The 13,994-nt window shown below is 73.1% G+C and carries 16 protein-coding genes; 11 read left to right on the top strand and 5 right to left on the bottom strand.

All coding sequences use genetic code 11. From position 1 onward, the window contains the following. The first annotated feature begins 89 nt into the window (after positions 1-89). The 3 genes from OHB04_RS31270 to OHB04_RS31280 all read left to right on the top strand — a co-directional run bounded on the left by OHB04_RS31270 (position 90) and on the right by OHB04_RS31280 (position 2,911). On the top strand, positions 90-1,109 hold the full coding sequence (locus OHB04_RS31270) for an ABC transporter ATP-binding protein (protein WP_405807297.1): 1,020 nt from the start codon (positions 90-92) through the stop codon (positions 1,107-1,109). 139 nt (positions 1,110-1,248) lie between these two features. Then, positions 1,249-2,160 (top strand): ABC transporter permease, encoded by a 912-nt coding sequence (locus tag OHB04_RS31275; protein WP_326690985.1) that lies wholly within the window; start codon positions 1,249-1,251, stop codon positions 2,158-2,160. Between the two features lie 46 nt (positions 2,161-2,206). Continuing rightward, positions 2,207-2,911 (top strand): hypothetical protein, encoded by a 705-nt coding sequence (locus tag OHB04_RS31280; protein ID WP_326690986.1) that lies wholly within the window; start codon positions 2,207-2,209, stop codon positions 2,909-2,911. Between the two features lie 325 nt (positions 2,912-3,236). On the opposite strand, the gene ybaK is transcribed toward OHB04_RS31280, so the two are convergent. The 3 genes from ybaK to OHB04_RS31295 form a co-directional block, all read right to left on the bottom strand. Beyond that, positions 3,237-3,737 carry a Cys-tRNA(Pro) deacylase gene (ybaK, locus tag OHB04_RS31285; RefSeq protein ID WP_326690987.1) on the bottom strand — a complete coding sequence of 167 codons (501 nt, stop codon included), beginning with the start codon at positions 3,735-3,737 and terminating at the stop codon, positions 3,237-3,239. 128 nt (positions 3,738-3,865) lie between these two features. Beyond that, positions 3,866-4,675 (bottom strand): LON peptidase substrate-binding domain-containing protein, encoded by an 810-nt coding sequence (locus OHB04_RS31290; protein WP_326808768.1) that lies wholly within the window; start codon positions 4,673-4,675, stop codon positions 3,866-3,868. Between the two features lie 49 nt (positions 4,676-4,724). Further along, a complete protein-coding gene (locus OHB04_RS31295) occupies positions 4,725-6,371 on the bottom strand; it encodes an oxidoreductase (RefSeq protein ID WP_326690989.1) in 1,647 nt (548 codons plus the stop codon). Positions 6,372-6,550: 179 nt separating this feature from the next. On the opposite strand from OHB04_RS31295, the gene hisD reads away from it, so the two are divergent. Genes hisD through hisF form a run of 8 tightly spaced genes read left to right on the top strand, consistent with a single transcriptional unit; the run spans position 6,551 to position 12,318 of the window. Then, the gene (gene hisD / locus OHB04_RS31300) at positions 6,551-7,894 is read left to right on the top strand and encodes a histidinol dehydrogenase (RefSeq protein WP_326690990.1); all 1,344 of its coding nucleotides are present in this window, start codon (positions 6,551-6,553) and stop codon (positions 7,892-7,894) included. Continuing rightward, positions 7,891-9,042, top strand: coding sequence for a histidinol-phosphate transaminase (locus tag OHB04_RS31305; RefSeq protein ID WP_326808769.1), 1,152 nt, complete (start codon positions 7,891-7,893; stop codon positions 9,040-9,042). The genes hisD and OHB04_RS31305 overlap by 4 nt, the downstream gene beginning before the upstream one ends. Continuing rightward, a complete protein-coding gene (gene hisB / locus OHB04_RS31310; RefSeq protein WP_326690992.1) occupies positions 9,042-9,632 on the top strand; it encodes an imidazoleglycerol-phosphate dehydratase HisB in 591 nt (196 codons plus the stop codon). Before OHB04_RS31305 ends, hisB begins: the two co-directional genes overlap by 1 nt. After that, the gene (locus tag OHB04_RS31315; protein ID WP_326690993.1) at positions 9,629-9,793 is read left to right on the top strand and encodes a hypothetical protein; all 165 of its coding nucleotides are present in this window, start codon (positions 9,629-9,631) and stop codon (positions 9,791-9,793) included. Before hisB ends, OHB04_RS31315 begins: the two co-directional genes overlap by 4 nt. Continuing rightward, positions 9,790-10,437, top strand: a complete 648-nt coding sequence (hisH, locus tag OHB04_RS31320) for an imidazole glycerol phosphate synthase subunit HisH (protein ID WP_326690994.1) — start codon at positions 9,790-9,792, stop codon at positions 10,435-10,437. Before OHB04_RS31315 ends, hisH begins: the two co-directional genes overlap by 4 nt. Continuing rightward, positions 10,434-11,156 (top strand): bifunctional 1-(5-phosphoribosyl)-5-((5-phosphoribosylamino)methylideneamino)imidazole-4-carboxamide isomerase/phosphoribosylanthranilate isomerase PriA, encoded by a 723-nt coding sequence (gene priA, locus OHB04_RS31325; RefSeq protein ID WP_326690995.1) that lies wholly within the window; start codon positions 10,434-10,436, stop codon positions 11,154-11,156. The genes hisH and priA overlap by 4 nt, the downstream gene beginning before the upstream one ends. Further along, entirely contained in the window at positions 11,156-11,563 is a 408-nt protein-coding gene (locus tag OHB04_RS31330; protein ID WP_326690996.1) for a Rid family hydrolase, read from the top strand. The genes priA and OHB04_RS31330 overlap by 1 nt, the downstream gene beginning before the upstream one ends. Next, entirely contained in the window at positions 11,560-12,318 is a 759-nt protein-coding gene (gene hisF / locus OHB04_RS31335; RefSeq protein ID WP_326808770.1) for an imidazole glycerol phosphate synthase subunit HisF, read from the top strand. The genes OHB04_RS31330 and hisF overlap by 4 nt, the downstream gene beginning before the upstream one ends. Before the next feature lie 40 nt (positions 12,319-12,358). Here the strand turns inward: hisF and OHB04_RS31340 are convergent, their stop codons facing one another. Both OHB04_RS31340 and OHB04_RS31345 read right to left on the bottom strand, forming a co-directional pair. After that, positions 12,359-12,997, bottom strand: a complete 639-nt coding sequence (locus tag OHB04_RS31340; RefSeq protein ID WP_326808771.1) for an SIMPL domain-containing protein — start codon at positions 12,995-12,997, stop codon at positions 12,359-12,361. Between the two features lie 108 nt (positions 12,998-13,105). Continuing rightward, positions 13,106-13,891, bottom strand: coding sequence for a class I SAM-dependent methyltransferase (locus OHB04_RS31345; RefSeq protein WP_326808772.1), 786 nt, complete (start codon positions 13,889-13,891; stop codon positions 13,106-13,108). Positions 13,892-13,994: the final 103 nt, after the last annotated feature.

A 13,994-nucleotide genomic window follows, 5' to 3' on the forward strand; every position in this document is an offset into this window, starting at 1 on the left:
CCCAGACTCAGGTACGCGAAGCCGGACGCGTACCCTCATAGTTCGTGAGAACGGGCACTCGGCAGGCGGTGGACAGCTCGGTGGACAGTGTGGAGACACCGAAGCGGGCCGCCGCACGCGCCGTGCGCGTCGAGGGCCTGGTCAAGACCTACCCTTCCGTTCGCGCCCGGCGCGGCACCGCGGCGGCGCCCGCCATCCGCGCCAGCGACGCCATCAGCCTCGATGTGCGCCAGGGCGAGATCTTCGGCCTCCTCGGGCCGAACGGCGCCGGCAAGTCCACCCTCGTACGCCAGCTCACCGGGTTGCTGCGCCCCGACGCCGGGTCCGTCGAGGTCCTCGGCCACGACGTGGTGCGCCATCCGGAGCGCGCCGCCCGGCTGCTGGCCTACCTGGGCCAGGAGTCGAGCGCGCTGGACGAGCTGTCGGTGGCGCTGGCCGCCGAGACCACCGCGCGGCTGCGCGGCATGGAGACGGCGGCGGCACGCACCGCCCGCGACGAGGTGCTGGGCGAACTGGGACTGGAGGATCTGGCGGGACGGCCGCTCAAGAAGCTCTCCGGCGGCCAGCGGCGCCTGGCGTGTGTGGCCTCGGCCCTGGTGGGCGACCGGCCGCTGTTGGTCCTGGACGAGCCGACCACGGGCATGGACCCGCACGCGCGCCGCGCCGTATGGGCCGCCGTCGACCGTAGGCGGGCCGAGTGCGGGACGACGGTGCTGCTGGTGACGCACAACGTGATCGAGGCGGAGACCGTCCTCGACCGGGTCGCCGTCCTCGACCGGGGCCGGGTCATCGCCTGTGACAGCCCCGGCGGGCTGAAGGCGAAGGTCGGCGACGAGGTGCGCCTGGAGCTGGTCTGGCGCGAGCGCGCGCCCCTGGGGATCCCGGAGGTCGCCGCGCTCGCCGCGGGCGCCGGGGTGACCGGCCGCCGCTGGACGCTGCGGCTCTCGCCCGAGGAGGCCAGGGAGGCGGTGGCGCTGGTCACCGAGGGACCTGCCTTCGCGGCGCTCGACGACTTCCGGCTGGCGACACCCAGCCTGGAGGACGTCTACGTGGCCCTGGGCGGACGCGCGGCGGGCAAGGACGGCGCCGAGGGCCTGGTGAAGGCGTGAGGGCGCGCGACGACAGGAAGGCGTACGACGGCGTGACGGCGCGTGACAGCGCGCCGGCGCAGGACGGAGCGAGGGTGCGCGGCGGCGTGAAGGCGTCCCACCGCGCCAGGGCGCGGGACCGGGTGAGGGGCGGAGTCGGGTGAGTACGGCGGCGGAGAGAGGCACGGCGGTCGTGGAGGCGCCGTCCGGCGTGCGGGCGCGCACGCGGGGCGCGGCGGCCACGAGCGCGGCCCTTCAGGACAGCCAGAACAGCCAGAACAGCCAGGGCAGCCGGAACAGCCGGGACGGCAGGGACGCTGCCCCGCTGGCCCCCAGGGCGAGGCTGTGGCCCTCGCTGTGCGCCGTCTACCGCGCGCAGCTCTCCCGGGCCCGGGTGGCGAGGATCCCCCTGCTGTTCGTGGCCACCTTCCAGTCGCTCGGGATCATGGTCCTCATGCGCGGTGTCGTGGACGGGGGCGACGAGGCGCGGGCCGTCGTCGCCGGGTCGAGCGTGCTCGTGGTCGCCTTCGTCGCGCTCAACCTGCTGGCCCAGTACTTCGGCCAGCTCCGGGCCAGCGGAGGCCTGGACCACTACGCCACGCTGCCGGTGCCCGCCGCCTCCGTCGTGCTGGGCGCCGCCGCCGCGTACGCCTCCTTCACCGTGCCGGGCGTGGCGGTGACGGCGGTCGCGGGAAGCCTGCTCTTCCAGCTGCCGATGGGCGGACTGTGGGTGCTGATCGCCGTGATCCCGCTGGCCGGCGCCGCGCTCGCCGGGCTGGGCGCGGCACTCGGACTGCTCGCGCCACGCCCCGAACTGGCGACGCTGGGCGGCCAGTTGGGCATGTCGGCGGCGCTGCTCCTGGGTGTACTGCCGGCCGGGGGCATGCCGCTGCCCGTCCAGTGGGTGCGTGATCTGCTGCCGTCCACCTACGGCGTGGAGGCCTTCGCCCACACGTTCGCCGCCCGGCCCGACTGGGGCGAGGTCGTCCTCGACCTGGGCGTCTGCGCCGCCGTCGGCGTGCTCTCGCTCGCCGTCGCCACCCGCGCCTACCGCTGGGCGGCCACCCGCTGAGAGGGTCGGGGCCCGAGCCCTGGCGGGGGCCTGGCACGATGGCGGAGTGACCGTACCGACGCCCTCCTCACACAATCCGGATCCCTCGCACTCGTCGCCGTCCTCGGCGTCGTCCCCCGTGGACGGCGTGCCCGGAGGGCCCGAGGGCGCCGGCCCCTCGGCCCCGCCGCCGATTTCCTACCCGGGCGGGGCGGACCAGGGCCACGGCAGCGGCTTCGGACACGGCGACGGGCTGCTCGTGCGGCGGGAGCTGCGGGACGGCGTGGTGTGCGCCGTGGCGGTCGCCGTCGTCGGCGTGCTGCTGGGGCTGTTGTGGCTGTGGCTGGCGCCCCGCGTGCCGCTGTTCACGGACGGCAAGGCCGTCTATCTCAAGGACCCCGAGGGCGAGGAGTCCGTCGGCGCCGACGGCACCTTCACGCTGCTCGGCCTCGCCTTCGGCCTGGTGGCCGGGATCGTCGTCTTCCTGTGCCGCAAGAAGGGCGGCGTCGGCCTCGTCGTCGGCCTGACCGTGGGCGGACTGCTCGGGTCGCTGCTGGCGTGGCGGGTCGGCGTCTGGCTCGGGCCCGAGACGGACCTGGTCGCCGCGGCGAAGGCGGCGGGCAAGAACGCGACGTTCGACGCGCCGCTCAAGCTCCAGGCCAAGGGAGCGCTCCTGGCCTGGCCGCTGGCCGCCATCGTCGTCCACCTCGTGCTGACAGGGTTCTTCGGCCCCCGCGATCCGGATCCGGAGCCCGAGCAGCCCCTGTGGTGAGCCCTGGACCGGATCCGGCCCGGGTCGGGATCAGGCGGGCCGTCTCCCGTGGTTGGCGCGTCGCTTCTTGATCCGCCACTTCCGCTTGCGGGTGCGCTTCGACATGGGTCAGTCGTAGCGCCGTACGGCGAAGCTGGGAAGCCCCGCCGCACCGGTCCGTCACCGGCTGCGGGCGGGACGTCGGCCACGCCCTGTCCGGCGGATCTTTCCGGTGCCCTCTTGCCTGGTGCTGAGCAGGGGCTGCGGCTGCCTGTGCTTGGCAGAGTGCCAGTTCGTCGTGGCTGGTCGCGCAGTTCCTCGCGCCCCTTTGGGGCTCCGCCAGGCCCTACGTGCGGGCGACGGGGGCCACTGTGGCGTCGGTGAGGGCCGCCAGGTCCCCCGGGGCCAGCTCGATCTCCAGGCCGCGGCGGCCCGCCGAGACACACACCGTCGCCTGCTCGGTGGCCGAAGCGTCCAGCACCGTGGGCAGCTTCTTGCGCTGTCCCAGCGGGGAGATGCCGCCGCGCACATAGCCCGTGGTGCGCTCGGCCGCCGCCGGATCGGCCATCGTGGCGCGCTTGCCGCCCACGGCGGAGGCCAGCGCCTTCAGGTCGAGCGAGGCGGACACCGGCACGACCGCCACCGTCAGGGCGCCGTCCACCTCGGCGACGAGGGTCTTGAAGACCTGCTCGGGCGCCACCCCGAGAGCCTCGGCCGCCTCCAGGCCGTAGGAGGGCGCGGCCGGGTCGTGCTCGTAGGCGTGGGTGGTGAACTCCACACCGGCCCCGCTCGCGGCGACGATCGCGGGGGTCGCGGAGCCCGACTTCTGCTTGCTCTTCTTCGCCAACGTTCGCTGCCTTGTCCGCCGGGGATGTCTCGTTCGCCGGGATGTTCCGGTCGGCCGCCGGGCCGCCCCGTTCGCCCGGGACGCCTCGGCTTCGCCCGGGACGCCTCGGCCGCCTCGGGTGCGCGGCCTCAGTTGGGGCTGGTCGGCTTGCGGGTCAGATCCGCCGCAGGGAGCGAGGGGAGCTTGCCGATGACCGAGGTCTCGCGGCGCAGCACCTTCAGCTCGTCCGCGAGCCGTGTGGCCGTGTCCGGCGCCTGGAGGAGCCGCTGCTTGGCGGGGGTGTCCAGCACGGTCGCCGCGGCCACCAGGTAGGACACCACGGAGGGGTCGTCCGGCAGGTCCTGGTCCTGGCCCGCCGCGATCGTCCGCTCGCGGGCGCCGGCCAGCCGCTTCTGGTACGCGCGGAAGGCCCGCAGCACCCCGGAGGCCAGCGCTCCGGCGCCGTCGCCCTCCTCTTCGGGCAACTCCTCGATCTCCCCGGTCAGATACGGCCCGGAGGCGTCCACCGACAGCAGGCGGAAGCGGGTGGTGCCGGTGGCCATGACCTCGTAGCCGCTCGTGCTCGTACGGGCATCGGCGCCCGTGGTGCCCTCCTGCGGCGCGTCCGCGGCCTCGGGGGCGCCGCCGGTGCGCTCGCGGATGGTGGAGGCGTCGGCCACACAGCCCACCGTGTAGAACGACTTGATCGGGTCGGGCCCGAACCCGGCCGTGGGGTCGGCGCCCGGCGGCGGCACCGAGTCCGGCATCCCGGTGGCGGTGGGCGCCACCTCACGGCCGTCCCGGATGGCTACGACGCCGAACCGGCGGGGCGCATCCTCGGGCAGTTCCAGCAGGTCACGCATGAGCGCGCGGTACCGCGCCTCGAAGATGTTCAGCGGCAGCACCAGGCCAGGGAACAGCACCGAGTTGAGCGGGAAGAGCGGGAGCGCGGTCGTCACAACCGGTAAGCCTAAAGCCTCCGGGCGCCCCTTCGCGGCCCGGTGCGCCCTACTGGCGCCGCAACAGCCGTGTGGCCCCTGCGGCGACGGTGGTGGCGAGGACCCAGCCGAGCAGGATCATCACCGCCGCGATCCACTGGTAGACCCCCACCGGATCCCACGAGAGGTCCTGGCCGAAGGTGATGACGGGCAGCAGCAGATCCAGCGTGTACAGCGCCGCGTTCCACTGCGGGGCCTCGTCGCCCTTGAGCGCGGGCGGCCGGTGCGCGTCGAACAGCAGCGAGCCGGTCAGCCACAGCACGGCCATCCACAGCGCGGCCTGCCCGGGGCGGTAGCCGTAGGCGACCGTCCAGTCCTGGATGACGCCCCACAGCTTGCCGGGCAGCGGCAGCGTCTCGCGGCGGCGGCGCTGCTTGGCCAGCAGCACGATGCGCGCGTTGGTGTCCTCGCCGCTGTTGCGGTACATCGCCGAGAGCTGCTCATACGGCTCGGGCGCGTACTCCGCCGTCGCCGCCGTGACCCACTGGAGGCGCTCGCGGACGTTGAAGTGGCCCTCCTTGGGGATGGCGTGCAGGTAGGTGAAACCCGCCATCCACAGCCGGTGGTCGCGCGGCCAGCTCGACGCCCTGTCCATCAGCTTCTCGACGCTGGCCCCCGACAGCACCACCAGGCCGCGCTCGGGCAGCTGCGGGGTGAAGGACAGCTCCGGGGTGGTGATGCGGCGCAGTGACAGCTCCTGGTCGCGCTGCATCTCCAGCCGGGCGTTCTCGATCACCAGCGAGGAGCCGAACCGTCCGTCGTCCAGCACGATCCCGCCCGTGCACTCGAAGTGCTTGGTGCGCCAGCGGGCGCCCACGCCCGCGTCGGCACGGGGTCCGCCGGCGGCCGAGGCCAGGTCGTAGCGGGTGCCGGTCGGTGGCGTGGTGGCGTAGATCTGCGGGGCGCTGCCACGGCCCGCGTCGGCGAAGCTGGCGACCTGCTCCACGGTCATCTGCGGCGCGTACAGCGCGAAGCGGCCCCGCGGGTTGCGCAGCACGGTGCCGAACATGTGCAGCGAGCTGCCGACCGTCGCGCCGCGCAGGCTCACCTGGCCGTCGGTGACCAGCAAGCTGGCCTGAAGCTCCTGGGAGACGGTGATCCCGTCCGCGGCGATGGCGCGGGTCCTGCGCCCGCTGCCGACCGTCGCCTCGTTGAGCAGCAGGTCCGTGCCGATGGTGGCGTCCGTCAGCTTGATGCCCTCGGGCAGGCTGCACCGGGGCAGGTGCAGATCGCCCTCGGTCGTCAGCCGCGCGGCCTCCAGCCGGGGCAGGTAGCAGTCAACGAAGCGCGCGGTGTTCACCCGCGCCTCCGGCAGCCGCACCTCCTGCTCGAAGCGGCACTGGCGCAGCTCGAAGTAGGGCTCGACCACGCCGCCGGCCATGTCGAGGCAGCCGGTGACGTACGCGCCGGTCAGGTGGAGCGAGGCGACCCGGCCCAGCAGCGCGGGCGGGCCGTGCAGCAGCAGGAGCGCGATGATCCGGGCGCGTACGGAGCGCTCGGGGCCCCACAGATGATCTCCGTTCGGGTCGTCCAGTTCGGGCTCCCGGCTGCGCAGATCGTGCTCGCTGCCGTTGCGGAACGCCTGCCACAGCCCCCACTCCGCAGTGGTCAGCTGCAAACCCGGAGGCGGCTCACCAGTGTCCACTGGCTCGCTCACGCTTCCTCCCCCTCGACTTCATCGATGTGCTGGTCATGTTCGAATGCGGTGGTCGTACCGCTTCCCATTCCCGCTCCGTGACCGGATGAACGCGCGAGGCGACGATCGTCTGGTGTGACCCGTATCAGCCTCTGATACGGGCGGCCGGAGCGCCGGACGGGTCTGAGAGACTTGGGTGTGTGATCTCCCGAATCGATCTGCGTGGTTCCGCGTCCGCCGGCCCGGCCTCAGTGCCGGCGGCGACCGGGACCGACCGCGACCTGCTGCCCCGTGCCGAGCTGGACGTCGAAGCCGCCCTGGAGAAGGTGCGGCCCCTGTGCGAGGACGTACGGCATCGTGGCACAGCCGCTGTGATCGAGGCCACGGAGAAGTTCGACGGCGTACGGCTGGAGCGCCTGCGGGTGCCCGCCGAGGCGCTGAGCAGGGCGCTGGAGGAGCTGGACCCCGCCGTACGCGCGGCGCTGGAGGAGTCCATCCGCCGTGCCCGCCTCGTCCACCGTGACCAGCGGCGCACCGACTCGACGGTGCGGGTCGTCCCGGGCGGCACCGTCACCGAGCGCTGGGTGCCCGTCGAGCGGGTGGGCCTCTACGTGCCGGGCGGCCGGGCCGTCTACCCCTCGTCGGTCGTGATGAACGTGGTGCCCGCGCAGGAGGCCGGCGTCGAGGCGCTGGCCGTCTCCTCGCCGCCGCAGCCCGACTTCGACGGCCTCCCGCACCCCACGATCCTCGCGGCCTGCGCCCTGCTGGGCGTCGACGAGGTCTACGCGGCCGGCGGGGCCCAGGCCGTCGCCATGTTCGCGTACGGCACCGAGGAGTGCGCCCCCGTCCAACTGGTGACGGGGCCGGGCAACATCTACGTCGCCGCCGCCAAGCGCCTCCTCAAGGGCGTCATCGGCATCGACTCCGAGGCGGGCCCGACCGAGATCGCGATCCTCGCCGACGACACCGCCGACGCCGTCCACGTGGCAGCCGACCTGATCAGCCAGGCCGAGCACGACGTGGTGGCCGCCGCCGTCCTGGTCACGCCCTCCGAGGCGCTGGCCGAGGCGGTCGAGGCCGAGCTGAAGACGCAGGTGCCCGCCACCAAGCACAGCGAACGCATCGCCGAGGCGCTGGGCGGACGGCAGTCCGGCATCGTCCTGGTCGACTCGCTGGAGCACGGCCTCGCCGTCGTCAACGCCTACGCCGCCGAGCACCTGGAGATCCAGACCGAGGACGCCGCGTCCTGGGCGGCCCGGGTGCGCAACGCGGGCGCCGTCTTCGTCGGCCCCTACGCCCCGGTCTCGCTCGGCGACTACGCGGCCGGCTCCAACCACGTGCTGCCCACCGGCGGCTGCGCCTGCCACTCCTCGGGGCTGTCGGTGCAGTCCTTCCTGCGCGGCATCCACGTCGTGGACTACACCAAGGAAGCGCTCGCCGAGGTCACCCACCACGTGGTGACCCTCGCCGACGCGGAGGACCTGCCGGCACACGGCGACGCACTGCGGGCGAGGTTCGGGTGGGAGGTGCCGGAAAGCCTGTGAGCACTCCCAGCACCCTGGACGAGCTCCCCATCCGGGACGAGCTGCGCGGCAAGTCCCCGTACGGCGCGCCCCAGCTCGACGTGCCCGTGCGGCTCAACACGAACGAGAACCCCTACCCGCTGCCCGAGGAACTGGTCGAGCGCATCGCCGAGCGGGTCGCCGAGGCGGCGCGCGGGCTGAACCGCTACCCGGACCGGGACGCGGTCGAGCTGCGCACCCGGCTCGCGGACTATCTCTCGCGCACGGCCGGGCACACCGTCGGCCGCGAGCAGGTGTGGGCCGCCAACGGGTCCAACGAGGTGCTCCAGCAGCTCCTCCAGGCGTTCGGCGGCCCCGGCCGCACCGCGCTGGGCTTCGACCCCTCGTACTCGATGCACGCGCTCCTGGCGCGCGGCACCGGCACCGGCTGGATCTCCGGGCCGCGCAACGAGGACTTCACCATCGACGTCGAGGCCGCCCGCCGCGCCATCGCCGAGCACCGCCCCGACGTGGTGTTCATCTGCTCGCCCAACAACCCCACGGGCACCGCCGTCTCGGAGGAGACGGTGCTGGCGCTGTACGAGGCCGCGCAGGCGGCCCGCTCAGGCCGCCATGAACACGGTGCGCTGGTGGTGGTGGACGAGGCGTACGGCGAGTTCTCGCACCACCCCTCGCTGCTGCCGCTCATCGAGGGGCGGCCGGCTCTGGTGCTCTCGCGCACCATGTCCAAGGCGTTCGGCGCCGCCGGGCTGCGGCTGGGCTATCTGGCCGCCGCGCCCGCCGTGGTCGACGCCGTCCAGCTCGTCCGGCTGCCGTACCACCTCTCGGCCGTCACCCAGGCCACGGCGCTGGCCGCGCTGGAGCACACCGATACGCTGCTCGGCTACGTCGAGCAGCTCAAGACCGAGCGCGACAGGCTGGTGAGCGAGCTGCGGTCCATCGGCTGCCAGGTCACCGAGTCCGACGCGAACTTCGTCCAGTTCGGCCGCTTCGACGGCGCCGCCGGCTCGCACGCCGTGTGGGAGGCGCTGCTGGCGCGGGGTGTCCTGGTCCGGGACAACGGAGTGCCCGGCTGGCTGCGGGTGTCGGCGGGGACGCCGGAGGAGAACGACGTGTTCCTCGACGCGGTGCGAGCCGTGACGAAGGAACTGAAGGAGAAGAGCGACTGATGACGCGCAAGGGCCGCGTGGAGCGCACCACGAAGGAGACCTCGGTGGTGGTCGAGATCGATCTCGACGGCGCCGGCAAGGTCGATGTGTCGACAGGTGTGGGCTTCTACGACCACATGCTCGACCAGCTCGGCCGCCACGGCCTGTTCGACCTCACGGTCAAGACCGAGGGCGACCTGCACATCGACAGCCACCACACCATCGAGGACACCTCGCTGGCGCTGGGCGCCGCCTTCAAGCAGGCGCTCGGCGACAAGCGCGGCATCGTGCGGTTCGCCAACGCCTCGGTGCCGCTGGACGAGTCGCTGGCCCAGGTCACCGTAGACCTGTCGGGCCGCCCGTACCTGGTGCACACCGAACCCGAGGGCCTGGCGCCGATGATCGGGGCCTACGACACGACGATGACCCGCCACATCCTGGAGTCCTTCGTCGCCCAGGCCCAGGTCGCGCTGCACGTCCACGTCCCCTACGGGCGCAACGCGCACCACGTCGTGGAGTGCCAGTTCAAGGCCCTGGCCCGCGCTCTGCGGTACGCCAGCGAGATCGACCCCCGCCAGACCGGCATCCCCTCCACCAAGGGCGCGCTGTGAGTGGCCTTTCGGCGATTCTCATCTTCGTCGGGCTCTTCCTGGCCGGCGGCGCGGTCTCCTTCTGGAAGCAGAAGCTGCCCACCGGCGTGATCGTGCTGCTGGGACTCGGCTCCGCGCTGGCGCTGCTGGCCGGAATCCTGCGGCTGGAGTGGTGGTCATGAGCGCCGGGAACAAGAAGAAGGTCGTCGTCTTCGACTACGGCTTCGGGAACGTACGCTCCGGCGAGCGCGCCCTCGAACGCGCGGGCGCCGAGGTCGAGATCACCCGCGACTACGACAAGGCGATGGCCGCGGACGGCCTGCTGGTCCCCGGTGTGGGCGCCTTCGCCGCCTGCGTCGAGGGCCTGCGCGCCGCGCGCGGCGACTGGGTCATCGGCCGCCGGCTGGCGGGCGGGCGCCCCGTCCTGGGGATCTGCGTCGGGATGCAGATCCTCTTCGCGCGCGGCATCGAACACGGCGACGAGGCCGAGGGCATGGACGAGTGGCCGGGCACCGTCGGCCCGCTCAGGGCGGAGGTCGTCCCGCACATGGGCTGGAACACCGTCCAGGCGCCCGCCGGCTCCCAGCTCTTCGCGGGCCTGCCCGCCGACGAGCGCTACTACTTCGTGCACTCCTACGCCGTGCACGACTGGGAGCTGGAGTCGGGCAACTCCGCGATGCGGGCACCTGTCGTGAGCTGGACGACGCACGGGCAGCCGTTCGTCTCCGCCGTGGAGAACGGCCCGCTGTGGGCCACGCAGTTCCACCCCGAGAAGTCCGGCGACGCCGGAGCGCAACTCCTCTCCAATTGGATCGGAACCCTTTGAGTAAGCTCGAACTCCTCCCCGCCGTGGACGTCCGTGACGGCCAGGCCGTGCGCCTCGTGCACGGCGAGTCCGGCTCCGAGACCTCCTACGGAGACCCGATGGACGCCGCGCTGGCATGGCAGCGCGCGGGCGCCGAGTGGCTGCATCTGGTGGACCTGGACGCCGCGTTCGGCACCGGCGACAACCGGCAGCGCATCGCCGAGGTCGCCGCCGCCATGGACCTCAAGGTCGAGCTGTCCGGCGGTATCCGCGACGACGCCTCGCTGGCCGCCGCGCTCGCCACCGGCTGCACCCGGGTCAACCTGGGCACCGCCGCGCTGGAGACCCCCGAGTGGGTCGCCAAGGTCATCGCCGAGCACGGCGAGCAGATCGCCGTCGGCCTGGACGTACGCGGCACCACGCTGCGCGGACGCGGCTGGACTCGCGACGGCGGCGACCTGTACGAGACCCTCGCCCGGCTCGACGAGGAGGGCTGCGCCCGCTACGTCGTGACCGACATCGCCAAGGACGGGACCCTCCAGGGCCCCAACCTGGAGCTGCTGCGCAACGTGTGCGCGGCCACCGACCGGCCGGTGGTGGCCAGCGGGGGAGTCTCATCCCTTGACGATCTGCGGGCGATCGCGACCCTGGTACCGGAGGGTGTCGAGGGTGCCATCGTCGGCAAGGCCCTTTACGCCAAGGCGTTCACCTTGGAAGAGGCGTTGGAGGCGGTTGGCTGATGAGCGGTATACACCGGGTTGCGTCCGATGTTCCCTGGGAGGAGACCTACGGCTACTCCCGCGCCGTGGAGCTGCCCAACGGCCTGGTGCTGGTGGCCGGTTGCACCTCGGTGGTCGACGGAGTGGTCACCGAGGGAGGCCCTTATGAGCAGGCCCTCAACGCCTTCGGAGTCGCGCTGGAGGCGCTGAAGGGGCTCGGGCTCGGCGCCGACAGCGTGGTGCGTACGCGGATGTACGTCACCCACGCACGGGACGTGGAGGAGGTCGGCCGCGCCCACAAGGAACTGTTCGACGCGGTCCGCCCGGCCGCTTCGATGATCATCGTCTCCGGCTTCATCGACCCCAGCCTGGTCGTGGAGGTCGAGGTCGAGGCGTACAGAGACGCAGAAGGAGCAGACACCGCATGACCCTGGCGGTCCGAGTCATTCCCTGCCTGGACGTGGACGGCGGCCGGGTCGTCAAGGGCGTCAACTTCCAGAACCTGCGCGACGCCGGGGACCCGGTGGAGATGGCGAAGGTGTACGACGCGGAGGGCGCCGACGAGCTGACCTTCCTCGACATCACCGCCTCCTCGGGCGACCGTGAGACGACCTACGACGTGGTGCGCCGCACCGCCGAGCAGGTCTTCATCCCGCTCACGGTCGGCGGCGGCGTGCGTACGACGGAGGACGTCGACAAGCTGCTGCGCGCCGGCGCCGACAAGGTGGGGGTCAACACGGCGGCCATCGCCAGGCCCGAGCTGATCCGGGAGATCGCGGAGCGGTTCGGCAGACAGGTGCTCGTCCTGTCCGTGGACGCGCGGCGCACGGCCGAGGGCGGCGGCTTCGAGGTCACCACGCACGGCGGGCGGCGCGGCGCCGGCATCGACGCCGTCGAGTGGGCGCACCGCGCCGCCGAGTTGGGGGCCGGGGAGATCCTGCTCAACTCCATGGACGCGGACGGCACCAAGGACGGCTACGACACGGAGATGATCGCCGCGGTCCGCAAGCACGTCACCACCCCTGTGATCGCCTCCGGCGGCGCCGGGGAGCTGGCGCACTTCCCGCCCGCCATCGAAGCGGGCGCCGACGCGGTGCTGGCCGCCTCCGTCTTCCACTTCGGTGACCTGCGCGTCGGCCAGGTCAAGCAGACGCTGCGCGAGGCCGGGCACCCGGTGCGCTGAGCCGGATGCCCCGGGGCGGCCGGGGCATCCGGATCCCTGCTCAGGCGAGGGAGAAGCCCAGCAGCACCGCGCCCTGGACGCTGACCTGGCCCGGGGCGAGGTCACCCTCGGAAGCGGGTTCGTAGCCGCCGTGGCCCCGGTAGCGGGAGGCGAGCGGGCCCTCCGGGTCGACGTCCTCGATGTGGACGACCGCGCCGAGCGTCACGCCCGCCGCCTCCGCGTACAACTCGGCCTTGCCGCGTGCGGCGCGCACCGCCTCCTTGCGGGCGCGGGCCCGCAGCGCGGGCTTGTCGCGCACGTCGAAGTCCACCCCGTCCACGCGGTTGGCGCCCGCCTCGACGGCGTCCACGAGGAGCTGCTCCAGCGAGTCCATGTCGGTCAGGGTCACCGAGAAGTCGGCCTGGCAGCGGTAGCCCTGGAACGTGCGGTTCGCGTTGTAGCCCTCCCATTCGGTGCGCAGGCCCAGCCGCGAGGAGGAGACGGCTTCCTCGGGTATGCCGTACCGGCGGAAGGTCTGCCGCAGCGCGGTGACGCCCTCGCGGGCCGAGCTGAACGCCTGAGCGGGCGTGTCCTTGGTGCGGTCGACGGCGATGCGCAGCCGCACGGTGTCGGGAGTGGCGTTCACACTGGCGGCGCCGTAGACGCTGATGCCCCAGGGGCTGTCGATCTTCGTCTGCATCCGGGCAGTGAAACACACACCCGCGCTTCCGGTGCCGGGTTCCTCGCGAACAACTCCCGCCCGCCCGTACGGAGCTGGTCCGGTCCCTCCCCGACCGCCCGTACGGGGCTAGTCCGGCAGCCGGGTGCCCACCACCAGGCGGCAGCGGGGGGATCCGTCCGGGCGCAGGCCCAGCTCCGGCAGGGGGTGCAGCGTGACACCGAAGCCGGCCGCGCGCAGCTCGCGGCGGACGTCGGCCAGCGGCCAGGTGCGGTAGTACATGACGAACGGCGGGCGCCACACCGCGTTCCGCACCCGCATCGCGCTGTCGAACCCGAGCAGCGACCAGTAGGCGCGGGTGCCCGGCCGGGGCGGCGCCGCCAGGGGGAACGCGAACAGGCCACCGGGCCGCAGTACCGCCCGCACCTGCGCGAACAGACGCGGGCGCTCCTCGGGCAGAAAGTGCCCGTGGGCGCCGAAGCTGACGGCCAGGTCGAAGACGCCCCGCCCGAAGGGCAGCGCGTGAGCGTCGCCGCGCACCCAGCTCAGCGCGGGCCGCTCGCCGCCGTCGGGCCGCTCCCGGCCGTCGGGGCCGCTCGCGGCGGCCTCGGCGAGCATGCCCGCGCTGAAGTCGACGCCCACTGTCTCGTCCGCGCAGACCTCGCGGAGGACGCGGGTGCCCGCGCCGGTACCGCAGCACAGGTCGAGCCCGTTCGCGAACGGGCCGAGTCCCTTGAGGGCGCGGGCTGTCGCATCCAGGACAGCGTCCGGGGTGCGGTACGAGGTGTGGTCGAACTTCGGCGCGAGCAGGTCGTAGCCGTGCTCGACGGAGGACAGCGCCTGGACTGCCAGCTCACGGAGGGTGGGGCCCTGGGAGCGGGCGCGGAGGTGGGTACGGCTACGGGTTGCGGGCACGGGCTCAGCCTAGGCGGGCGGCTGCGCCTTTCGATGTACGGGTCCCGTCGGCGATCTCGTCCGGTACGCCGAGGCCCCGGGTACGCGCCGCGTGGTCCCCTGG

This window comes from Streptomyces sp. NBC_01775, assembly GCF_035917675.1.
In the GTDB taxonomy this organism is placed as follows: Bacteria; Actinomycetota; Actinomycetes; order Streptomycetales; family Streptomycetaceae; genus Streptomyces.